Origin of the sequence: Novosphingobium sp. TCA1 (assembly GCF_009811895.1) — a bacterium.
In the GTDB taxonomy this organism is placed as follows: domain Bacteria; phylum Pseudomonadota; class Alphaproteobacteria; order Sphingomonadales; family Sphingomonadaceae; genus Novosphingobium; species Novosphingobium panipatense_A.
Map to the genome: position 1 here is coordinate 340,100 of NZ_BLJH01000001.1, position 22,446 is coordinate 362,545.

The 22,446-nt window shown below is 64.5% G+C and carries 21 protein-coding genes; 14 read left to right on the forward strand and 7 right to left on the reverse strand.

Going from position 1 to position 22,446, the window contains the following annotated elements:
* Nucleotides 1–13: 13 nt before the first annotated feature.
* The 3 genes from rpsR to NTCA1_RS01645 all read right to left on the reverse strand — a co-directional run bounded on the left by rpsR (nucleotide 14) and on the right by NTCA1_RS01645 (nucleotide 2,149).
* Entirely contained in the window at nucleotides 14–238 is a 225-nt protein-coding gene (gene rpsR, locus NTCA1_RS01635; protein WP_086490477.1) for a 30S ribosomal protein S18, read from the reverse strand.
* A 5-nt stretch (nucleotides 239–243) separates the two neighbouring features.
* Entirely contained in the window at nucleotides 244–606 is a 363-nt protein-coding gene (gene rpsF / locus NTCA1_RS01640; protein WP_086490476.1) for a 30S ribosomal protein S6, read from the reverse strand.
* A 307-nt stretch (nucleotides 607–913) separates the two neighbouring features.
* On the reverse strand, nucleotides 914–2,149 hold the full coding sequence (locus NTCA1_RS01645) for a polyhydroxyalkanoate depolymerase (protein ID WP_159827624.1): 1,236 nt from the start codon (nucleotides 2,147–2,149) through the stop codon (nucleotides 914–916).
* Between the two features lie 143 nt (nucleotides 2,150–2,292).
* Between NTCA1_RS01645 and NTCA1_RS01650 the strand changes: the two genes are divergently transcribed.
* Nucleotides 2,293–2,955, forward strand: coding sequence for a glutathione S-transferase (locus tag NTCA1_RS01650; RefSeq protein WP_159827627.1), 663 nt, complete (start codon nucleotides 2,293–2,295; stop codon nucleotides 2,953–2,955).
* A gap of 151 nt (nucleotides 2,956–3,106) precedes the next feature.
* Nucleotides 3,107–4,051 (forward strand): DUF808 domain-containing protein, encoded by a 945-nt coding sequence (locus NTCA1_RS01655; RefSeq protein ID WP_159827630.1) that lies wholly within the window; start codon nucleotides 3,107–3,109, stop codon nucleotides 4,049–4,051.
* A gap of 56 nt (nucleotides 4,052–4,107) precedes the next feature.
* Here the strand turns inward: NTCA1_RS01655 and NTCA1_RS01660 are convergent, their stop codons facing one another.
* Nucleotides 4,108–5,535, reverse strand: coding sequence for a glutamate ligase domain-containing protein (locus NTCA1_RS01660; protein ID WP_159827633.1), 1,428 nt, complete (start codon nucleotides 5,533–5,535; stop codon nucleotides 4,108–4,110).
* 53 nt (nucleotides 5,536–5,588) lie between these two features.
* On the opposite strand from NTCA1_RS01660, the gene NTCA1_RS01665 reads away from it, so the two are divergent.
* From NTCA1_RS01665 to dnaN, 5 genes are all read left to right on the forward strand, one after another.
* Nucleotides 5,589–6,416, forward strand: coding sequence for an LD-carboxypeptidase (locus tag NTCA1_RS01665; protein WP_159827636.1), 828 nt, complete (start codon nucleotides 5,589–5,591; stop codon nucleotides 6,414–6,416).
* A 77-nt stretch (nucleotides 6,417–6,493) separates the two neighbouring features.
* Complete coding sequence (gene fabD, locus NTCA1_RS01670) at nucleotides 6,494–7,429, forward strand: ACP S-malonyltransferase (protein ID WP_159827639.1); 936 nt, start codon at nucleotides 6,494–6,496, stop codon at nucleotides 7,427–7,429.
* Nucleotides 7,430–7,547: 118 nt separating this feature from the next.
* Entirely contained in the window at nucleotides 7,548–8,312 is a 765-nt protein-coding gene (gene fabG / locus NTCA1_RS01675) for a 3-oxoacyl-[acyl-carrier-protein] reductase (protein WP_086490470.1), read from the forward strand.
* A gap of 4 nt (nucleotides 8,313–8,316) precedes the next feature.
* Nucleotides 8,317–8,784 (forward strand): hypothetical protein, encoded by a 468-nt coding sequence (locus tag NTCA1_RS01680; RefSeq protein WP_236549039.1) that lies wholly within the window; start codon nucleotides 8,317–8,319, stop codon nucleotides 8,782–8,784.
* Between the two features lie 268 nt (nucleotides 8,785–9,052).
* A complete protein-coding gene (gene dnaN, locus NTCA1_RS01685; protein ID WP_086490469.1) occupies nucleotides 9,053–10,171 on the forward strand; it encodes a DNA polymerase III subunit beta in 1,119 nt (372 codons plus the stop codon).
* A 57-nt stretch (nucleotides 10,172–10,228) separates the two neighbouring features.
* Here dnaN and NTCA1_RS01690 read toward each other — a convergent pair whose 3' ends face one another.
* Nucleotides 10,229–11,602 (reverse strand): FAD-dependent oxidoreductase, encoded by a 1,374-nt coding sequence (locus NTCA1_RS01690; protein WP_159827642.1) that lies wholly within the window; start codon nucleotides 11,600–11,602, stop codon nucleotides 10,229–10,231.
* Nucleotides 11,603–11,788: 186 nt separating this feature from the next.
* On the opposite strand from NTCA1_RS01690, the gene NTCA1_RS01695 reads away from it, so the two are divergent.
* The 7 genes from NTCA1_RS01695 (at nucleotide 11,789) to NTCA1_RS01720 (ending at nucleotide 20,628) form a co-directional block, all read left to right on the forward strand.
* Nucleotides 11,789–14,527 (forward strand): EAL domain-containing protein, encoded by a 2,739-nt coding sequence (locus NTCA1_RS01695; RefSeq protein WP_159827645.1) that lies wholly within the window; start codon nucleotides 11,789–11,791, stop codon nucleotides 14,525–14,527.
* Between the two features lie 78 nt (nucleotides 14,528–14,605).
* Nucleotides 14,606–16,408, forward strand: a complete 1,803-nt coding sequence (gene lepA, locus NTCA1_RS01700; RefSeq protein ID WP_086490466.1) for a translation elongation factor 4 — start codon at nucleotides 14,606–14,608, stop codon at nucleotides 16,406–16,408.
* 452 nt (nucleotides 16,409–16,860) lie between these two features.
* Entirely contained in the window at nucleotides 16,861–17,382 is a 522-nt protein-coding gene (locus NTCA1_RS01705) for a helix-turn-helix transcriptional regulator (protein ID WP_086490465.1), read from the forward strand.
* A gap of 66 nt (nucleotides 17,383–17,448) precedes the next feature.
* Nucleotides 17,449–17,787 carry a hypothetical protein gene (locus tag NTCA1_RS01710; protein WP_086490464.1) on the forward strand — a complete coding sequence of 113 codons (339 nt, stop codon included), beginning with the start codon at nucleotides 17,449–17,451 and terminating at the stop codon, nucleotides 17,785–17,787.
* Nucleotides 17,788–17,848: 61 nt separating this feature from the next.
* Complete coding sequence (locus tag NTCA1_RS28610; RefSeq protein ID WP_236549040.1) at nucleotides 17,849–18,358, forward strand: hypothetical protein; 510 nt, start codon at nucleotides 17,849–17,851, stop codon at nucleotides 18,356–18,358.
* 107 nt (nucleotides 18,359–18,465) lie between these two features.
* A complete protein-coding gene (locus tag NTCA1_RS28615) occupies nucleotides 18,466–18,894 on the forward strand; it encodes a JAB domain-containing protein (RefSeq protein WP_236549041.1) in 429 nt (142 codons plus the stop codon).
* A gap of 99 nt (nucleotides 18,895–18,993) precedes the next feature.
* On the forward strand, nucleotides 18,994–20,628 hold the full coding sequence (locus NTCA1_RS01720) for an alpha-D-glucose phosphate-specific phosphoglucomutase (protein WP_159827648.1): 1,635 nt from the start codon (nucleotides 18,994–18,996) through the stop codon (nucleotides 20,626–20,628).
* A gap of 6 nt (nucleotides 20,629–20,634) precedes the next feature.
* On the opposite strand, the gene NTCA1_RS01725 is transcribed toward NTCA1_RS01720, so the two are convergent.
* Nucleotides 20,635–21,555, reverse strand: coding sequence for a TIGR03619 family F420-dependent LLM class oxidoreductase (locus NTCA1_RS01725; RefSeq protein ID WP_159827651.1), 921 nt, complete (start codon nucleotides 21,553–21,555; stop codon nucleotides 20,635–20,637).
* A gap of 20 nt (nucleotides 21,556–21,575) precedes the next feature.
* Nucleotides 21,576–22,445, reverse strand: coding sequence for an SDR family NAD(P)-dependent oxidoreductase (locus NTCA1_RS01730; protein WP_086490460.1), 870 nt, complete (start codon nucleotides 22,443–22,445; stop codon nucleotides 21,576–21,578).
* Nucleotide 22,446 lies beyond the last annotated feature (1 nt).

Below are 22,446 nucleotides of genomic sequence, written 5' to 3' on the forward strand. Positions count from 1 at the left end.
AGGTTCGTCCTCCTTACTTGACGATGAAGGGCAGGAGGCCGATGTGCCGGGCGCGCTTGATGGCCTGGCTCAGCTCACGCTGCTTCTTGGCGGAAACCGCAGTGATGCGGCTCGGAACGATCTTGCCACGCTCGGACATGAAGCCCTGGAGCAGACGCACGTCCTTGTAGTCGATGGCCGGAGCGTTCTTGCCCGAGAACGGGCAGGACTTGCGGCGGCGGAAGAATGCACGTGCCATGGAAATCAGTTCCCTTCACGTTCGCGACGGCGCGTACGCTCGCGGTCGCTCTTGCGCATCATGACCGACGGACCAGCTTCGTGCTCGTCGACGCGGATGGTCACGTAACGGATGACGTCTTCGTTGATCTGCGTCTGACGCTCGAGCTCGGCGACGACGTCGCCCGAAGCTTCGATGTTGAGCATCACGAAGTGCGCCTTGCGGTTGCGCTTGATCTTGTAGGCGAGATTCTTGAGGCCCCAGGTCTCGGTCTTGGTGACCTTGCCCTGGTTCGACTCGACGATCTCGGTGGCGGCGGCGGCAAGCGCGTCGACTTGCGCCTGGCTGAGGTCCTGGCGTGCCAGGAACACGTGCTCATAAAGAGCCACGGCAGCTTCCTTTTCTCTAATCTAACCGATCGCTGGCTTGTCCGCGGGATTGCGGGGCCCCTCCGGCTTTCGTCCTTCCCGTCCGGCATGCGCACGAGACGGAAGGCGCGCCCTTAGACTATTGGGCGCGGAACGCAAGCAAAATGGGCAGGATCGACATTCCGCCCATGCGGGCCTGCGAAGCGCGATGTCCTGCGCTTCGGTGCTCACGGACCGAAAGTCCGCTGCGCTCCGATGCTCGGAAATCACGCTTCTCGGCTCCACCTGAACTGAATGTCGACCCGGCCCTGCCTGCCCGAAACGCGGATCAGCTTACCGCCAGGACCAGGTTGCGCACTTGCGAATAGACCTGCGTTTCCCAGCGCGATCCGGCGAACAGGCCGTAGTGGCCGACGCCCGGCTGGAGATGATGGCGCTTGAGGTGGGGGCGCAGGCTGGAGCACAGGAAATGCGCCGCTGCCGTCTGGCCGACCGCGCAGATATCGTCGCGCTCCCCTTCCACCGTGAGCAGCGCGGTCTTGCGGATGGCGCCGCAATCCACCAGGCGCCCGCGATGTTCGAGTTCGCCCTGGGCGAGCAGGGCGCGCTGGAATACCTTGTCGATGGTTTCGAGGTAGAATTCGGCCGTGAGGTCCAGAACCGCGAGATATTCCTCGTAGAAGGTCTCGATCTTGTCGGCGTCCTTCTGCCGCTCGTCCGCCAGTGCCTGATAGAGCTTGCGGAACTGCCCGAAGTGGCGCGAGAGGTTCATCGACATGAAGGCGGAAAGCTGGACGAAACCGGGGTAGACCTTACGCCCGCCGCCCGCATGGCGGTACGGCACGGTGTGGATCATGTTGTCCTCGAACCACATGAAGGGGTGCTCGGTCGCGAGTTCGTTCACGCTGGTCGGGCTTTCGCGGGTGTCGATCGGCCCGCCCATCAGCGTCATCGAGCGGGGCTGGGCCGGATCGTCGTCCTGCGCCATCACCGCCACGGCGGCGAGCACCGGGACGCAGGGCTGGCATACCGCCAGGACATGCGCGCCGCGGGTATCCTTGGGGTCGGCAAGGTCCTGGAGGAAGCGGATCACGTAGTCCACGAAATCGTCGAAGCCGAATTCGCCCTTGCTGAGGGGGATGTCGCGGGCATTCTTCCAGTCGGTGATATAGACATCGTGGTCGCTGAGCAGGGTATGCACCGTATCGCGCAGCAGCGTGGCGTAGTGCCCGGAGAGCGGTGCCACCACCAGCATGCGCGGTTGCGGCGCTGCAACATCGTCCTTGGCGAAATGGAGCAGGTTGCAGAAAGGCAGGTCCGCCACGACTTCCTCGCGCACCGCGACCCGGCGGTTGCCGGACATCACGGTGTCTATCCCGTAGTCGGGACGGCGATGGGTGACGGTGGACTTGTCGAACACTTCGGCCAGAGCGAAGAAGCGTCGCAGCCAAGGCATACTGCGCGCTCCGTCCAGATATTGGTCGCGGAAGCCGGTGGCGGCGCGCGCCGACATGCGGGCCGGAGTCAGCATGTCCGACCAGGTCTGGTACGCTTGATAGAGCATTCCTGTGCATCCCCTGTGACACTTGCGTTTCGCGGGTTCGCCTGCGGCGCGATTCGCGCGGCGGAGCGCAATCGGTGCTGGATTCATGCTGCGCTGCATCATAAGCTGATGCAAGCAAAAGCACGCCAGCAAGGACACGACCCATGAGCGATACGGCACCGGCGCAGCTGACGATTTCCTCGAAGACATATTCCGCCTGGTCCTTGCGGGGCTGGCTGATGTGCCGGCTTGCCGGGCTGGACGTGGAGGAAAAACATGTCCCCAACGATGCGGCCAATCGTGCGGAACTGCTGCTGCTGACGCCTTCGGTGCTGGTGCCGCGCCTCAATCACGAGGGCGCCAGCGTCTGGGATACGCTGGCGATCGCCGAGTACCTCAACGAGAAATTTCCCGATGCCGGCCTCCTGCCGAAGGATCCCATCGCGCGGGCGCATTGCCGATCGGTTTCGGGCGAAATCCACTCCGGCTTCACCAACTTGCGCTCGGCCCTGCCGATGAACCTGAAAGTGCGGCACGAGAGTTTCCCGATCTTCTCCGGCGCCCGCCCCGACATCGAGCGGATCGAGACGATCTGGAAGGACTGCCTCGATACCTATCGCGGGCCCTTCCTCTTCGGGGCCAGGCCGACCATTGCCGATGCCATGTATGCACCGGTGACGCGCCGTTTCCTGAGCTATGCGGTGCCGATGTCGGATCAGCACCGCGCCTATTGCGAGACGATCGAGAACTGGGCACCGATGGCGGAATGGCTGGCGGCGGCTTTGGAAGAGCCCGAGGATATCGAGGAGCTCGACGTCGAGTTTTGAGGAGTTTGTTTGAAAATCCGCCTGCGGGAAATTTCAAACGGTTTCACAAGTCCTTTCGCATCCACGACTTTGTCGGCTTTCGCTTGATCGGTGGAACTTTCCCCCGCATGGCTGCGCTTCGCATTTTCAACCTAGAGGGATATCTTTCCAGATGGCTTCCGGCCTCGTTGCTCTTCTCGATGACGTGGCGGTAATCGCTCGCGCCGCTGCCGCCTCGCTCGATGATGTTGGGCTGGGCGTCGCCAAGGCGGGCAGCAAGGCGGCGGGCGTGGTGATCGACGATGCGGCGGTGACGCCCGGCTACGTCACTGACTTCACGCCTGAGCGCGAACTGCCGATCATCTGGAAGATCGCCAAGGGCAGCCTGTTTAACAAGCTGGTTATCCTGCTGCCGATCGCGCTGCTGCTCAGTGCCTTCCTTCCTTGGGCGATCACACCGATCCTGATGATCGGCGGCGCCTATCTGGCGTTCGAGGGCGCCGAAAAGATCATCGAGAAGCTGGGCGGCGAGCATCACGGCGAATCGCTGGAAGACCCCGTGACCGACGTTGCCGCCTTCGAACAGTCGCGCGTTTCCGGGGCGATCCGCACGGACCTGATCCTCTCCGCAGAAATCATGGCGATCGCGCTGGCGGAAGTGGCCGACAATTCGCTTCTGACCCGGGCGGTGGCGCTCGCCATGGTCGGCGTGATCATCACCGCGGGCGTCTATGGCGCCGTGGCGCTTATCGTGAAGATGGACGACATCGGCCTGCATCTTGCGAAGAAGGACGGGCAGGGCACCCAGGCGTTCGGCCGCATGTTGGTGAACGGCATGCCCAAAGTGCTGACGGTACTGGCTTCGGTAGGCACCCTGGCGATGCTCTGGGTCGGCGGCGGCATCATCCTCCACGGACTGGAGGAACTTGGCGTTCCCGCTCCCGCGCATGTTGCGCATGGCTTCCAGCATTGGCTGGAAGTGCTCGGCGGCCCGCTGGGCGGTGTGCTCGGCTGGTTGGGCTATGCGCTGGCTTCGGCCGTGGTCGGTCTGGTTCTGGGCGCGGTGATCGCGGTGGCGGTCCACCTTGTCGCCAAGGCGCGCGGCAAGGCTCACTGAATTCAGGAAAGCCGTCGTCCCGGATCAAGTCCGGGACGACGTTTAACATTTCGGCGTCACAGCCGCGCGAGCAGATCCTTCGCGAACACCGTCAGCGTATCGTCGCGCGCGCCCATGACCACCACGCGGTCGCCGGGACGGGCGATCTCCACGATGCGGCTGGCGCAGTCCTCGCGGGAGGGGACGTATTCAGCGAGTCGGCCGTCGGCCTCGATCAGGCGCACGATGCGTTCGCTGCCCTGAGAGCGGTCCACGGTGCCCCCGAAATAGACCGGGTCGCACAGGATCGTCACATCGTCCGGTCCCAGCTTCGTAGCCAGCACTTCGGCCAGTTCATGGCCCATCTGCCTGAGTGGGCCATAGCCATGCGGTTGGAAGAACGCGATCACGCGGCCCGGATGGGCTTTCAGCGTGGCCAGCGTGGCCGAGACCTTGTCCGGGTTGTGGCCGAAATCGTCGATCACCGTCACGCCCGAGGGCGAAGTGCCGACGATGTCGAATCGCCGCGCAAGGCCCACGAAGCTGCCCAGCGCCGCTACGGCTTCGGCCACCGAAACCCCGGCGGCATTGGCGGCGGCAATGGCGGCGAGCGCGTTGTAGAGGTTGTGGCGGCCCGGCACCTTCAGTGCCAGCGCATGCGAAGTCCCGTCGCGGCGATCGAGTACAGTAGCGGTCAGCGAGGTCGGCCCTTCGATCACATCGCTCGCGCCGATCTGCGCGTCCGGCGATGAAATGCCGAACGTCACCAATGCCCGGGCATGCGGGGCGAGGGCGGCGGTTTCCGCATCGTCGAGATTGATCGCGGATATGTCCGAACGGGCAAGGAAGTCGCCGAAAAGCTGGCGCAGTTCCTCAAGGCTCTTGTGGTCGAGGCTGACGTTGCCCAGCACCGCGACTTTCGGGCGATAAAGCGCGATGGAGCCGTCGCTCTCGTCCACTTCCGACACGAAAACCTCACCCTCACCGACGCGGGCGCTGGCGAAAGGCGCGTCGGGGCTGGCGAAGTTCTTCATCACCGCGCCGTTCATGATCGTGGGATCGCGGCCTGCGTGGGTCATGATCCACCCGGTCATGCCGGTGACGGTCGATTTGCCGGACGTGCCGCCGATGGCAATCCCGAATGGCGCCGCATTGAACAGGGTGGCCAGAAGCTGCGCGCGGCTCATGCGCGGGCAGCCGAATTCCTTCGCGCGCACCACTTCGGGCACTGTGTCTTCCACCGCAGCCGAGGCGACCAGCGTCTGCTCGGCGCCGGTGATGCCGCTGCCGTCCTGTGAGTGGAGTTCGAAACCGAGGCTTTCCAGCCACGCAAACTTTTCGGGCGTGCGGCCCTGATCGCGGCTGCGGTCCGATCCCGCGACCTTCGCGCCATGTCCCTTGAGGATCAGCGCGAGCGGCAACATGCCCGATCCGCCGATGCCGCAGAAGAACCAGGGGTGTCCAGAGAGGTCGCTGGCGTGGAGGTCGTGATGCTCGGAAGTCATGGCGCTTCGGTATGCGGCCTTGTTCGTCCTGACAACCTCGATAGGAAGGAGCCATGACCCGTATCGCAATTTGTGCCCCGTCCACCCCGATCACCCGCGAGGATGCGGACGCCGTCGCCGCGCTCGCGGCCGAGGAGTTTCCCGAGGTCGAGCTCGTGGTCCACGAGCAGTGCTTCGACGTGGAGGGCCATTTCGCGGGTAGCGATGCGCGGCGGATCGCGGCGCTGGTGGAGTGCGCCAACGATCCTTCGGTGGACGCGGTGTGGTTCGCGCGCGGCGGCTATGGCGCCTGCCGGGTGGCGGAAGCGGCCATCGGCAAGTTCACGCACGATGCGCAAGCCAAGACTTTTCTGGGCTATTCCGATGCGGGCTATCTGCTGGGCGGGCTCTACCGCGCGCGCATCGGCAAGCCGGTCCATGGACCGATGCTGGCCGATATCCGGCGCGAGGGCGGCGCCGAAGCGGTGCGCCGCGCGCTGCGCTGGCTGACCGGGGACGCTTCGGGCGTGGAGCCGACCGGCGACAGCCACCCGCGTGTCGCCTTCAACCTGATGACGCTGGCGATGCTCTGCGGCACGCCGCTGATGCCGGGCCTGGCCAAGCATGTCGTGCTGGTCGAGGAAGTTTCGGAATATCTCTACGCGGTGGACCGGCTGTTCTTCCACCTCACCGCGCATCTCGGCGGCGTGGCGGGCCTGCGTCTCGGCCGTATCAGCGACGTTCCCGAAAACGACCGCCCGTTCGGTGTCGAGGCCGAGGAAATCGCCCGCCACTGGTGCGCCCATCACTCGATCCCCTACCTCGGCAGCGCCGATATCGGGCATGACGCGATGAACCGTATCGTGCCGTTCGGGCTTGCCGAGCGGCCTCAAGGTCAATAACGCGCCGCGCCACATATAGAGATTCACAAACCGGCAGGGCGCAATCGCCCGCCCGCCGGACAGAAGGAGCCGCCAAGATGCGTGCATTCGTTTTCCCCGGACAGGGCAGCCAGAAGGTCGGCATGGGCGCCGAACTCGCCGAAGCCAGCGCCGCCGCGCGCGAAGTCTTTCAGGAAGTGGACGAGGCGCTCGGCCAGAACCTCTTCCGCGTGATGACGCAGGGCCCCGAAGAGGAACTGACCCTTACCGAGAACGCCCAGCCGGCGATCATGGCCAATGCCATCGCTGTCCTGCGGGTGCTGGAGAAGGAAGGCGGCATCTCGCTGGCCGACAAGGCGGACTTCGTCGCCGGCCACTCGCTGGGCGAATATACCGCGCTTTGCGCTGCCGGAGCCTTCAGCCTTGCCGATACCGCGCGCCTGCTGAAGCTGCGCGGCCAGTCGATGCAGGCGGCGGTTCCGGTCGGCCTTGGCGCCATGGCGGCACTGCTGGGCGCGGACATTGAAAAGGCTACCGCGCTGGCCGAAGCTGCTGCCGAAGGTCAGGTCTGCACCGTCGCCAACGACAACGATCCCACGCAGGTCGTGATCTCCGGCCACAAGGAAGCCATCGAGCGCGCCATCGCTCTCGTTAAGGACCACGGCATCAAGCGCGGCGTGCTGCTGCCGGTGTCGGCTCCGTTCCACTGCCCGCTGATGCAGCCCGCTGCCGATGCCATGGCCGAGGCGCTGGCCAAGACCCCTCCGGGCAGCCTCCATGTGCCGCTGTTCGCCAATGTCACCGCCTCGGTCGTCACCGATCCCGCCGAAGTCCAGCGTCTGCTGGTAGAGCAGGTCACCGGCCGCGTCCGCTGGCGCGAAAGCGCGATCGCCATGCGTGAGGCAGGCGTCGAGACGTTCGTCGAACTCGGCGGCAAGGTGCTCGGCCCAATGATCAAGCGTTCGGCCGGCGAGGTGGAAGTGATCTCCGCCGTGACCATGGCCGAGATCGAGGATCTGGCCAAGGGCCTCTGATCCGCGTGCTCTGATGGCATGCCGGGCTTGACCCGGCGGCCTTGAAGGTTTGAAGAAAGGCCCCGTTCAGCGGGCCGTCGCTGCCGATCAGGCAGGCGATTCACGGAGATTTGCAAAGATGTTCAACCTCAACGGAATGACTGCCCTCGTCACCGGTGCCTCGGGCGGCATCGGCTCCGCCGTTGCCCGCGCGCTGGCCGCGCAGGGTGCGCGCCTTGCCATCTCGGGCTCGAACGCGGACAAGCTGCGCGCCTTCCGCGACGAGCTGGACGAGCATACCCCGCAGCACCTGCAGGACGTCGATCACGTCGCCATCGCCTGCAACCTGGGCGATCCCGAGCAGGTCGAGAAGCTGGTTCCCGCCGCGCTCGAATCGCTGGGCAAGATCGACATCCTGATCAACAACGCCGGCATCACCCGCGACAACCTCGCCATGCGCATGAAGGACGAGGAGTGGGATCAGGTCATCAGGATCAACCTCGAATCGACTTTTCGCCTGATGCGCGCCGTGACCAAGCCGATGATGAAGGCGCGCTTTGGCCGCATCATCAACGTCACTTCGGTCGTCGGCACCACCGGCAATCCCGGCCAGATGAACTACTGCGCGGCGAAGGGCGGCATCACTGCCATGTCGAAGAGCCTCGCGCAGGAACTCGCCAGCCGCAACGTCACCGTGAACTGCATCGCGCCGGGCTTCATCCGCACCGCGATGACCGACGTGCTGCCCGATGCGCAGAAGGACGCGCTGAACGGCCGCATCCCGATGGGCCGCATGGGCGAGGGCGAGGATATCGCGTCCGCCGCAGTATTCCTTGCCTCGAAGGAGGCAGGCTACGTCACCGGCCAGACGATCCACGTCAACGGCGGCATGGTGATGGTCTGAGGCCATGAAGTGGAGCGCGATCCTTGCGGCAGGCTTGCTTGCCCTGCTCCTCGGGTCGTGCTCTTCCGATTTCGACTTTCACGCCGAAATGATCGAGGGGCGCCTGACTTTCGTGCCCACGGGGAGCTGGTTTTCGCGGCCCGATCGGTTTTGCATGGTGGACGTGCGAACGCCGCGAGGGCCGCGCGCGAAGGCGGAGGCCGGGGACGATCCCGGGCAGATCGCCAATGGCGCCTACTGGTCCTACTCGCTCAAGGGCTGCGAGAACAAGTTCCCCTTCGTCTACGGCCAGGCGCTGAACGGAACGTCGGCGCCCGCCAGGCACGGGCGGTCGGAACGCCCCCATGTCAGTGCGAAGCCGCTCTTTCCGAACGTGGTCTACGAAATCCATGTCCTCGCGCCTCGGTCAGCCCATGGCGGCGTGCGGTTCGTTCTGGACGGCAAGGGCCATGTGAAGAACTTCGGCCTTTGAAGCGTTCGGGTGCTTCTCGATCCGCGCTTATGGAGCGGTAAGAATCGCTATGATCGAGGCAGGGCTGCCTTGAAGCTTTTTTGCCAAAGCCTCCGCCAATTGCGTTCGAATTGAACGAAAACCTTCTAAAATCCCCTCATTTATCCCCAGAAACACGGAAGAGTCGGCATTCGCCGCTTGCCGCCTGTTTTCCGTTCGCTAGAGATATTCGTCCTGAAATTCGGGATGTGCGCATCCCTAGCCCGACCAAGGGGGACTTGAGGCTGCCATGAAGGCCACAATCGAACGTTCCACGCTCCTGCGCTGCCTGTCGCACGTGCAGTCCGTTGTCGAGCGGCGCAATACCATTCCCATTCTCTCGAACGTGCTGATCGAGGCCTCGGGTTCCGGGTCCTTGCGCATCATGGCGACCGACCTCGACTTGCAGGTCGTCGAAACCCTGGGAGCGGTCTCGGTCGAGCAGGCCGGTGCGATCACCGTTTCGGCGCATTTGCTGTTCGACATCGCCCGCAAGCTGCCCGACGGCAGCCAGGTGAGCCTCGACGCTTCGGACAACCGCATGGTCGTGAAGGCCGGTCGCAGCCGCTTTCAGCTGCCGACCCTGCCGCGTGACGATTTCCCGATGATCGCGGAAGGCGAACTGCCGACCAGCTTCGAGATTCCGGCCGCCACGCTGGGCCAGCTGATCGACCGTACCCGCTTCGCGATCTCGACCGAGGAAACGCGTTACTACCTCAACGGCATCTTCCTCCACGTCTCGGAAGAGGAACTGAAGGCCGCCGCTACCGACGGTCACCGCCTCGCGCGCTTCACCCTGCCGCGTCCCGATGGGGCCGAGGGCATGCCGGACGTGATCGTGCCGCGCAAATGCGTGGGTGAGCTGCGCAAGCTGCTGGAAGAAGCGCTGGACACCAATGTGCTCGTCGATCTTTCGGCCAGCAAGATCCGCTTCACGCTCGGCGGCGAACACGGCGTCGTCCTGACCAGCAAGCTGATCGACGGCACGTTCCCCGATTACACCCGCGTCATCCCGACCGGGAACGACAAGCTGCTCAAGGTCGATCCCAAGAGCTTCTTCGAAGGCGTGGACCGCGTGGCGACGATCGCCACCGAAAAGACCCGCGCCGTGAAGATGGCGCTGGAACAGGACCGCGTGACGCTTTCGGTCACTTCGCCTGACAACGGCACGGCCGCCGAGGAAGTGCCTGCCGACTACTCGTCGGACGGTTTCGAGATCGGCTTCAATGCCAACTATCTCAAGGACATCCTTGGCCAGATCGACGGCGACACCGTGGAACTGCATCTGGCCGACGCCGGTGCGCCCACGCTGATCCGTCAGGACGAGAAGAGCCCGGCGCTTTACGTGCTGATGCCGATGCGCGTCTGACCGGAAGGTTCGAGCCGATAGAAGAAGGCCGGGGCAAAACCCCGGCCTTTTTTGTGTTCAGCTGTCCTGAACGGAAGGGTGGGCCTTGGCGATCATGCGGTCCACTTCGACGAATTTCTCGCGCGGCGCCCCATGGCGGGCATTCGCGACTTCGGCTTCGTCGATCTTCTGCCATTCGGTGAATTTCACGAAGTCGATGCCGCGCGTCTCGGCGAGCGCTTCGAAACCGGGACGGCCCGGCTTGCCGGTGCCGCCCGCCGGTCCGAGGTCGGCGTCGATTCTCTCTACGATCGCGAAGCCGTCGGGTCGGTTGGTGCCGATCGTTCCGGTCGGGCCGCGCCGCGCCCAGCCTACGCAGTAGAGGCCCGGCTTGATCCGGCCCTCGACATTGGCGAAACGGCCGCCCTGTTCGTCATAGGGAACGTCCGGGATCCGGGAGGTCTGGTAGCCGATGCAGGCGATCACGATGCCTGCAGGGATATGATAGGTCTCGCCGGTTCCCACGGCCTTGCCGTCCACCAGGCGGGTTCGCTCGACTTCCACGCCTTCCACACGGTCGGTGCCGAGGATCGCGCGCGGGGCGGCGAAGAAATCGAATTCGATGGCGATGTCGCGGTCCGGGCAGACGATGGTCGCCCCTTCGTCGGCCCCTTCATCGGCATTGTCGTTGGCACTGCCGCCCGCCATGGCGAAGCTGCGCAGATGCCCCATGGTCTTGCGCATTCCGGCATCGAGCGCGGCATCCTGCGCCAGCGGCGGCAGGTCGGCGGGATCGACGCGCGGGCAGGCGCGCGCAAGCCGGGCAAGTTCGCCCAGTTCCTTGGGCGTCATCGTCACCTGGTGCGGCCCGCGCCTGCCGAGAATGACGATCCGCCTGATATGCGCGCCTTCCAGCGCGGATAGGGCATGGGCGACGATGTCGCTGCCCTCGAACTCCTCCCCGGACTTCGCGAGAATCCGTGCGACATCCAGCGCGACATTGCCGTTGCCGACGATCACGGCGGTGTCATGGCTGAAATCGGGATGGATCTCCGCAAACTGCGGATGCCCGTTGTACCAGCCGACGAAGGCTGCGCTGCCGAAGACATTGGGCAGGTCCTCGCCGGGAAGGCCCAGCTTGCGGTCGTTGGGTGCGCCGGTGGCGAGCACCACGGCATCGTAGAGGTCGCGCAGTTCGTCGATCGAAATGTCGCGGCCGACCATCACATTGCCCACGAAGTGGACGTTATCGCTCAGCGCAGTCGTCTCATATCGCCGCGCCACGCTCTTGATGCTCTGGTGGTCAGGGGCGACCCCGGTGCGGATCAGCCCGAAGGGTACGGGCGAGGAATCGAAGATATCGACCCGGACATCGTCCTTCCATTGCTTGAGTGCGGCTTCGGCCGTGTAGTATCCGGCCGGTCCCGATCCGACGATGGCGATGTGTCGCATGGATTTTTCTCCCAAGCGGACGGAAACTGGACCAGTGCGCCCGCCATCCATGAAGCAAACATGCTTGGGGACTGGCGGCAAGCGAAATCCGGCGGGGCGGGGCCTTCGTGCCATATCCGGTCGGGATTGGGTTTGGTTGCCGGAACTTAACACTTTTGCAATGGCCGCGCGGCAATAGCCGATGTGATGGCGAGGAAGGGATTCACGGAGCCGAAACGGCGATCGCGCGAAAGCGCGGAGACTACGCCTGTCTTGTCCGAACCGGCACCGTCCGAAAGCGCACCATCCAACGGGACGGACACCGCCGCGCGCTCCGCCATCCCGAACTTCGCTTTCCTGCGGCGTCGCGGGCAGAGCAGCGATCCGCTTCATTTCTTCATCGCCCGGCGCTGGGAACTCATGGCGCCCGGCATGGTCTGCATCATGGTCGCCATGGGCGTCATGTCGCGCAGCGCGCCCGGCCCGCTTTCGCTGTCGCTGGCTTTCGCCGCCGTCCTGCTCTGCCTGGCCGCGCCTTCGCTGGCCATGCTGGAAGGGCGGCAGCACCACCGCAGCTGGCGGCGATACCCGCTCATGCTGCTGGCGATCGCGCTGCCGATGCTGCTGTTCGGCGTGGCCACGGCGCAGTGGACGCACGATGTCGCCGCGCTCGACTGGAACGTGACGATCAAGGGATACGGCCTCCTCGTCCTGCTGGGAACGGTCCTGCTCGATCGCCGGCTGACCTCGATCGTCGCCGCCACGATCAGCGTCTGGGCAGGGGCCTCGATCCATTCGGCCTCGCTCGCCACGCTGGGCCTGCTGGCGGCGGGCTGCGGCATCGGCCTGACCGTGGCGATGCGCCAGGCGCGTCTCGCCCGCGAGGAATCGACGCGCCGCGCGGCGCAGGAACGCGAGCAGCACCGCGCCGAGGAACTGCTGCGCGAATATGAGCAGACCGGGCAGGGCTGGTTCTGGGAAACCGACCGGCGCGGCTTGATCGCCTATGTCTCGCCCCGCATCGCCGAACTGCTCGATGTCCGACAGGCCGAGCTTTATGGGCGTCCCTTCCTGCACTTGTTCCGTCTGCGCGCCGAAGATCACGATAGCGAGCGCACGCTGGCCTTCCACCTTTCGACCCGCTCCTCGTTTCAGGACGTGGCGGTGCGCGCCGCAACGAACGAGAAGGATGAACGCTGGTGGTCGATCAGCGGCAGGCCGGTGCTCGACCAGTTCCACAATTTCCTCGGCTTTCGCGGCTCGGGCATTGACCTGACCGAGACGCGCAAGTCGCAGCAGCACGTCACCCAGCTGGCCCGTTTCGATTCGCTGACGAAACTGGCCAACCGCTTCCAGATGTCGGAGTGGCTGGAAAAGGTGATCAACTCGCCGCGTATCGAGAACCGGGCCTGCGCGGTGTTCCTGCTCGACCTCGATCGCTTCAAGCAGGTGAACGACACCATGGGCCATCCGGCCGGTGACGCCCTGCTCAAGCAGGTGGCGGAACGTCTGCGGACCACGGTGGCGAACATGGGCCGCGTCGGCCGCCTCGGCGGCGACGAGTTCCAGGTGATTCTGCCGGGCTATCACCAGCACGAGGGCCTCGGGCACCTCGCGCGCCGGGTGATCGAGGCTCTGTCCCAGCCTTATTCGATCGACGGAACCCGCGTGACGATCGGCGCCTCGGTAGGCATCGCCATGTGCCCGGAGCACGGGACGACCGTGGAAGCCCTGATTCGCAACGCCGACCTTGCCCTCTATGCCGCAAAGGGCGGCGGGCGAGGGCGCCATCACTTCTACGACGACGATCTCCATTCGGACGCGCGCGAACGCCAGCAGCTGGAACAGGACCTGCGTGACGCGATCGATGCCGGCGCGCTGGAACTGCACTACCAGCCGCAGGTCCATACCACGACGGAACGGATCACCGGCCTTGAGGCGCTGCTGCGCTGGAAGCACCCCAGGCACGGCTACATTTCGCCCGCCCGGTTCGTGCCGGTGGCCGAGGAAACCGGTCTGGTCGCGGAAATCGGCGAATGGGCGCTGCGTCAGGCCTGCCAGGACCTTGCAGGCTGGCCGCACGAGGTGCGCGTGGCCGTGAACGTTTCCCCGCTGCAATTCGCCAATGCCGGGTTGCCCGATGTGGTCGCCCGCGCCATCGCGCAGGCGGGTATCGATCCGTCGCGGCTGGAACTGGAGATCACCGAAAGCGTGTTCCTCGGCGAGGACAAGTCGACCGAGTCCATGTTCGGCGCGCTCAAGGATGTGGGCGTGCGGCTGGCGCTGGACGATTTCGGCACCGGCTATTCCTCGCTCGGCTATCTGAAGAAGGCGCCGTTCGACAAGATCAAGATCGACCAGAGCTTCGTGCGCGGCGCCACGATCGAGGGCAGCCGCAACGGGGCGATCATCTCCTCGATCGTCAGCCTGGCCGAGGCGCTGGGCATGGAAACGACGGCGGAAGGCGTGGAGACGCTGGACGAACTGGACCTCGTGCGCCTGCTCGGATGCAGCCATGTCCAGGGCTATATCTATGAAAAGCCGCTGAGTTCGGCGGAAGTCATGGCGCGCCTCCACCAAGGGCTGGTCGCGATCGCCGCCGGTCCCCGCTCCGCCCGTGCGCCGCGCCAGACGATGCTGCGCAAGGTCGTGCTGGAACACGGCGGGCATATCTATCATGGCACGATCCGCAACATCTCCAGCACCGGGGCCATGGTCGAGGGGCTGTGGAACGTGCCGGTGGAGACGCAGTTCGGCATTCACCTTGCCGACGACAACGTCGTTCTGGCGACGGCGCGCTGGTGCCGGGATGACCGCATCGGCGTGGAATTCGTTCGCCCGCTGGAGCTTGACTCGAGCGGATCGGTGATCTTCGCGCCCGCGCGGGCCGATGGCGAACCGCCCCGCGAGACGGCCGAGGCGGGATTGCTGCGCAAGGTCGGCTGAGCGGGCAAACCGGAGGCCGTCTGAAAATGCGCGCGGACCGCATTTTCAAACGCCTCAAGCGCTGCTAACGGCGCTTTCATGACCGAACTCGCCCAGATCCGTAATTTCTCGATCATTGCCCATATCGACCACGGCAAGTCGACGCTCGCCGACCGCCTGATCCAGCGCACCGGAGGCCTCTCCGACCGCGAGATGAGCGCGCAGGTGCTCGATAACATGGATATCGAGAAGGAACGCGGGATCACCATCAAGGCGCAGACGGTGCGCCTGAACTATACGGCGTCCGACGGGCTCACTTACGAGCTGAACCTGATGGATACCCCGGGCCACGTCGACTTCGCCTACGAAGTCAGCCGCAGCCTTGCTGCCTGCGAAGGCGCGCTGCTGGTGGTGGACGCGGCGCAGGGCGTGGAAGCGCAGACGTTGGCGAACGTCTATCAGTCGATCGAGCACGACCACGAAATCGTGCCCGTCATCAACAAGATCGACCTGCCTGCCGCCGAACCGGAAAAGGTGCGTAACGAGATCGAGGAAGTGATCGGCATCGATGCTTCCGAAGCCGTGCTGGCCTCGGCCAAGTCGGGCATCGGCATCGACGAGATCCTCGAAGCGGTCGTCGCCAAGATTCCCGCACCGAAGGGCGACCGCACCAAGCCGCTCAAGGCCATGCTGGTCGATTCCTGGTACGACCCCTATCTCGGCGTCGTCATTCTGGTGCGCGTGATCGACGGAGTCATCAAGAAGGGCCTCAACGTCAAGTTCATGCAGGGCGGCACCGACCACCTGGTCGACCGCGTGGGCTGCTTCACGCCCAAGCGTATCGACCTGCCCGAACTCGGCCCCGGCGAAATCGGCTTCATCACCGCGCAGATCAAGGAAGTGGAGCAGGCGAAGGTCGGCGACACGATCACTACGGTCAAGGGCGGCGCCACCGAGGCCCTCCCGGGCTACAAGGAAGTGCAGTCGGTGGTGTTCTGCGGCCTCTTCCCGGTCGACGCCAACGACTTCGAGAAGCTGCGCGAATCGATCGGCAAGCTGCGCCTCAACGACGCCTCGTTCAGCTTCGAGATGGAATCGAGCGCGGCGTTGGGCTTCGGCTTCCGCTGCGGCTTCCTCGGCCTGCTGCATCTGGAAATCATCCAGGAGCGCCTGAGCCGCGAATACGACCTCGACCTCATCACCACGGCGCCTTCGGTGGTCTATCGCCTGACGATGACCGACGGCACCGTGAAGGAACTGCACAACCCGGCCGACATGCCCGATCCGGTGAAGATCGACTTCATGGAAGAGCCGTGGATCAAGGCGGTGATCTACACGCCGGACGAATACCTCGGCTCGATCCTGAAGCTCTGTCAGGACCGTCGCGGTATCCAGAAGGACCTTACCTACGTCGGCGGCCGCGCGCAGGTCACCTACGAACTGCCGCTCAACGAAGTGGTGTTCGACTTTTACGACCGCCTGAAATCGATCAGCCGTGGCTATGCCAGCTTCGACTACGAGCAGATCGGCCTTCAGGAGGGTGACCTCGTGATGATGAACATCCTCGTGAACAACGAGCCGGTCGATGCGCTGTCGATGGTGGTCCACCGCAGCCAGGCAGAACCGCGTGGCCGTGCGCTGGTGGAGCGTCTGAAGGAACTGATCCCCCGGCACATGTTCAAGATCCCGATCCAGGCCGCCATCGGCGCCAAGGTGATCGCGCGCGAGACGATTTCGGCCATGCGCAAGGACGTTACCGCCAAGTGCTATGGCGGCGACATCACCCGCAAGAAGAAGCTTCTGGAAAAGCAGAAGGAAGGCAAGAAGCGCATGCGCGAGTACGGCAACGTGCAGATTCCGCAGGAAGCCTTCATCGCCGCGCTTCGCATGGGCGAGGAGTGATCCGGCCGGGCGGCGGCGGCACACCTTGTGTCGCGCCGCCCGCTCACGTTTTCGTGATCGACCCAACGCCGCGCTGTTGCGCGGCGTTTTCTTTTGGGGCCTGCCCAGGCGCCTTGCGCGCGGTTTCCATCCGTTTCCGATCAATCTGTCTTTGGAATGACAGCAATCCGCGCGACTCACAGGGTGAGCAAGATTGGTTAAGATTGCTCGGGTAAGTGGAGGGTGCTGGCAGGGTGTTTCGGTTGCGTCAGCAATCGATTCAATCGCAGCGCTTCTTGCGCTGCGGGCCGGCGATGCATTCGATGTGGTTAAATTCGCGCCTGTAGCCGCTTGATAGTATGTTTACAGACGACCTATAAATGCCCCGACACGGACGGCGTGGCAGGGGCCTGGCGGAACGAGGGTGGTTCGATAGCGTTATGGAACTTGGGCGAGTGGACGCTGGCGGCGACATGACGCAGTTTCAACGCATAATGGCGGTGTTCCCGTCACTGACTCCCAAGCAGCACGAAGTCCTGGCTTTCGTGGCGGAAAACCGCACGAGCAAGGAAATCGCCTGGGAACTCGGCATATCCGAAAGCGCGGTAAATCAGCGGGTCGAAGGCGTGCGCAGCCGTACGGGCTCCCCGCCAAGGGCCGAACTGGCGCGCGCTTACAGGCAATACCAGCAGGACCAGATCGCGGCCTGTAATCCGCTACCAGAGAAGAATCCTCAGGTTCCGGCCATACCCATGTTCGATGAGGATCGGGGCAGGGACGAACTGGTCGAAAGGCTCACCCTTGCCGACGGCGCCACTTTCAAGGTGACGGCGCCCTGGCAGGAAGAGACTTCCCGGCGGGTCGTCCCGGAGGTGCTCGATGGAGCGAATGCGGGTCTCAGCCGCACGGCCGCCATGATCGCCATCGCCGGGGGATTGCTTCTCGTGGCGGTGTTCGGACTGGATCTGGCCACGAAGCTGAGCAATCTGCTTTGATCCACCCTCCTGTCACGATTGATGAAGGCGCATCGAACGGGCCGATGCCGCTGGATGGGGGTCACTATGTCGATCACGATTTCCGCTGCCACCGCCCGGATCGCACGTCAGCTTCCCGAGGCCGAACTTTCGCTGGATTCCGCCCTGCTCGCTTCGGCGCGGCTGATGGAATCGATGCTGCTTGCCCGCCAGGCCGACGGCGTGGCCACTTTCACCGGACAGACGGCGCTCATGCGCCTCGCCAAGACGCAGCGCACGCTGCTCGAAAGCCAGAACGACATGATCCGCGTCCACCAGGAACTGCTGGGCATCGGCCGCGACATCAAGGCGATCGTCGACGAGCCGGAAGCCTGCCCGGAACGCGCCGAACTGGTCGAGGATGCGCAGATGTTGCGATCGGCCTAAGCGACCCAGGCACGATCGCGGGTTCCGCGCGTTTCGGGCAGCATGGCCATGGGGGGCTTGCATGTTGACCTGGGGCGCGCGGGCCTACCTGCAATACGGCGCCTATCTTCTCCTCTTCCTCGTGGCCTGGCGCCGGGGCGGCGCGCCTGAACGCATTCTCACGGGGATCATGCTGGGCATGATCGTCGTGGACCGGATCTATCATCTGGGGCGGGGTACGGACCTTTTGGTCTATCACGGGGTGGATGTCGTCCACTTGGCGATCGATACGTCGAGCCTGCTGGGCATCGGCTACGTCGCGCTTCAAGCGAACAGGTTCTACCCGTTATGGATAGGTGGGGCGCAGATCATCGCCTTTTCGAGCCATTTCTATCGGCTGGGGATCGTCGAAATCGACAAGACGGCCTATCAGGTGATGTCGATCATACCATCCTACGTCCAGCTCCTGGCGATGGCGCTGGGCCTGGCTTTTCACATGCGGCGGCAGAAGAGACGGGGCAGCTATCCGTCCTGGCGCAAATCCTCCGTCCCGTCGTCGGCGATGGCAGCGAGGTCGTTGCCCGCCGTCTGATCCGGCGCTTCGGATCGCTTAGCACGATCTATTCCGCCAGTGCGCAGGCCCTTGCCGACGAGATCGACGGCACCGGGCTGAACCGTCAGGCGATCGCCGCGCTGATCGTGGCCGCGCGCGACCTGGCCGCCGTCGCCTTGCGCGAAACCCTGCTGGGCGAGCCGGTTTCCCTGACAAGTCCTGCATTTCGCCAATATCTCGCCAGCCGCTTGCTGGGACGGCGCGAGGAATGCGTCATGGTCCTGTTCCTGACCGGCGAGGGGCTGTTCCTGGCCGAGGATACTCATGTCGGCACCCGCCAATCCACTTGCGAACTGCCGCTGCGCCGAACCGTGCGCCGCGCCTTCGATCTGGACGCCCGCCGCCTGGTTCTGGCGCACAATCACCCCTCGGGCGACCCGACGCCGAGCGCGGACGATATCCAGTCCACCCGGACCTTCCGGCAGGTCATGGCCGCGCTCGAGTTCAATCTGGACGACCATTTCGTCGTCGCGCGGGGGGGTATCTTCAGTATGAGTGACAACGGTCTGATTTAGATGGCGATTTGCCTTAAGGGACGTGCAACCCGATTGTCGTAGGCGCTATCTATACCGGCGGGTGCATTCGCGCCGTAACGTCCTGCTTGGAGATTGGGTTTGACCAAGATTGTCACCGTACCGACCACGCCTTTCGAGGGACAGGCGCCGGGAACGTCCGGCCTGCGCAAGAAAGTGCGCGTTTTCCAGCAGCCGAACTATGCCGAGAGCTTCATCCAGTCGGTGTTCGACGTGGTGGAGCGTCCCCAGGGGGCGGTGCTGGTGATCGGCGGCGACGGGCGCTTTCACAATCGCGACGTGATCCAACAGGCGATTCGCATGGCCGCGGCCAACGGCTATGGCCGGGTGCTGGTGGGGCAGGGCGGTATCCTGTCCACCCCGGCCGCCAGCAACGTGATCCGCAAGTACGGCGCCAGCGGCGGCCTTATCCTTTCCGCCAGCCACAATCCGGGCGGCCCGGACGAGGATTTCGGCATCAAGTACAATATCGCCAACGGCGGACCCGCGCCCGAGAGCGTGACCGGGGCGATCCTTGCACGCACCAAGGAAATCGACCGTTGGCTCACGGTGGAGGCGGCGGACGTCGATCTCGACGCGCCGGGCGAAACCGCCGTGGGTGAAATGACGGTCGAAGTGATCGATCCGGTGGCGGACTATGCCGACCTGATGGAGGAACTGTTCGACTTCGACGCCATCCGCAAGGCCGTCTCAAGCGGCTTCACGATGCGCTTCGACGCGATGAGCGCCGTAACCGGGCCCTATGCGGTGGAGATCCTCGAAAACCGGCTCGGCTTTGCAGCAGGAACGGTCGTCAACGGCACGCCGCTGGAGGATTTCGGCGGCCACCATCCCGATCCCAACCTGATCCATGCCAAGGAACTCTACGACTTGATGATGGGGCCGGACGCGCCCGATCTCGGCGCGGCGTCGGACGGGGACGGGGATCGCAACCTGATCATCGGCCGCGGACGCTTCGTCACGCCTTCCGATTCCCTGGCGATGCTGGCCGCCAATATCGAGATCGCTCCGGCCTATCGCGGCCGCCTTTCCGGGATCGCGCGTTCGATGCCGACCAGCGCCGCCGCCGATCGCGTGGCCGAAGCGTTGGGCGTGCCCTGTTTCGAAACGCCGACCGGCTGGAAATTCTTCGGCAATCTGCTTGATGCCGGGAAGGTCACGATCTGCGGAGAGGAAAGCGCGGGCACCGGCTCCGACCATGTTCGCGAGAAGGACGGGCTGTGGGCTGTGCTGCTCTGGCTGAACATCCTGGCCGTGCGCGACATCAGCGTGGACCAGCTCGCACGCACGCACTGGGCGCGTTTCGGCCGCAACTACTATGCACGGCACGACTACGAAGCGATAGACAGCGAGGCTGCCGCAGGCCTGATGCGTGAACTTAAGGCGGCGCTGGCGACCCTGCCGGGCAAGACCTTCGGGCCGCTCACCGTTTCCCATGCAGACAGCTTTGCCTATACCGATCCGGTCGACCATTCGGTCAGCGAGAACCAGGGCATCCGCGTGTTGTTCGAGGACGGCAGCCGCGTGGTTTTCCGTCTTTCCGGCACGGGAACGCAAGGGGCGACCTTGCGCGTGTACCTGGAGCGTTACGAACCTGCTTCGGGACAACTCGATGCCGATACCGGCGTGATGCTGGAGGCGCAGATCGCGGCCGCGCAGGAAATCGCGGGTATTACGCGCCACACCGGTCGCGGCGCTCCCGACGTGGTAACCTGAGCCTGATCAGAAATCGATCCGGGCGATGACCTCTTCGCCGAATTCCAAAGCCATATCGCAGTATTCGGCTCTGGTTTCGGCGTAGACGGTTGCGCCGGCGCCGTGCAGGCCAAGCGATTTCAGGTGGGCGAAGTGGTCCAGAGCCTCCTGGGCGCTCCAGCCCTGCTTGATCGAATAAGTCGATGAAGCGATGACCTTGGGCGGCTCCGCACGGCCGATCTTTTCGGCATGGGCATGCATATAGGCGATAGCCTCGCTGATATCCTCGTCGCCCTCCAGATTGGCGGTGCGGGCAGTGTCTGTCACCGATTTGGGGACGAAGAAGGGATGCCATGCGTCGCCCATCTCCGCCGCGCGGCGCAGTGCGCGCCTGGAGTTGCCGCCGACCAGCAGCGGCGGATTCGGTTTCTGGACCGGCGTTGGCAGCATGCGGTTGCCCAGCGCGGTGTAGCCGGTGCCCTCGAAGGTGAAATCCTCGCCGGTCCAGGCGAGTTTCATGGCGGTGATGTACTCGTCCATCAGGTCGTTGCGGCTGTCGAAATCGACGCCAAGCGCCTTGTATTCCGCCTTCATGTACCCGGCGCCAAGGCCCAGGATCACGCGGCCGTTGGTGAAGTGGTCCAGCGTCGAAACCCCGCGCGCCACCACAAAAGGATTGCGATAGGGCAGCACCAGGATGTTGGTCTGCAAGCGCAGCCTGGTGGTGACCGCGCCCAGCATTGACAGCATTACGAACGGATCCTGCGCATAGTGCCCGCCCGCATCCAGCCAGCGGGCCGAGGGTGCCGGATGGTCGGTGACCGTGCCGGCATAGAAGCCTGCCTTTTCGACCGTGCGGGCAATCTCTTGCACCGCTTCCATGGTGCCGTATTCCTCCGGCTTGTCGATCCGGTCGAAGGGCAGGCTGGTGCTGAGCGTGAAGGTCATGGCTTGGCTCTCTCGTGCTTTCAGGCGGAGGCTTCGGGCGGCAGCACCCAGTCGTCGTGGTCATTGCGCACCCATCCGCCGGAGGCCCAGGTGCCACCGTCTACCGGGATGATGGTGCCTGTGATGTATGCGGCCATTTCGGAGGCGAGGAACACGGCGACGCGGCCGCATTCCTCATCGATGCCTGCGCGGCCGAGCGGGATGCGGCGACGGATCGCCTCCTCCTGGGCGGGGGTAGGTCGATACCAGAGATCGGGATCGACCGGCCCGGCGAACTGGCCGCGCGTGCCCGGCGTCACCGTATAGTCGGGCGCGATGGCGTTGACGCGGATGCCATGGTGGGCAAGCTCTACTGCCAGCGTGCGGGTGAGATTGTTGATCCCGGCCTTGCACGCGGCATAGACCGCATAGCCCGGCGCCGCGCGAGAGGCTTCGATGCTGGTGACGTTGATGATCGATCCGCCCCCACCACTCGCGCGCCCGCTCTCGATCATGATCGGCAGCGCGGCCTGCGTGGCGGCGAGGTTGGAGACGAGGTTGAGATCGATATGGCGGCGCCAGTTCTTCTCGGCCAGATCCGCGAAGGGGCGCCGCGATACGCCGCCGACATTGTTCGCCAGCACGTCGAGCCGCCCGAAATGGCGTGCGGCCTCGGCGACCGCATGCTGCACGACATCGACGTCCATCGCATTTCCGGCAATGCACAGCGCCTTGCGTCCGCGCGCCTCGATCAGTTCGGCGACCTGATCGCAGCGTTCGGGGATCACCTCAAGGATCGCCACGTCCGCACCCATGTCGGCCATGCAGAGCGCGATCGATCGCCCGATCCCGCCGCCGCCGCCGGTGACGAACACGACTTTTCCCGTCAGGTCGATGACCGAGCCATCCACA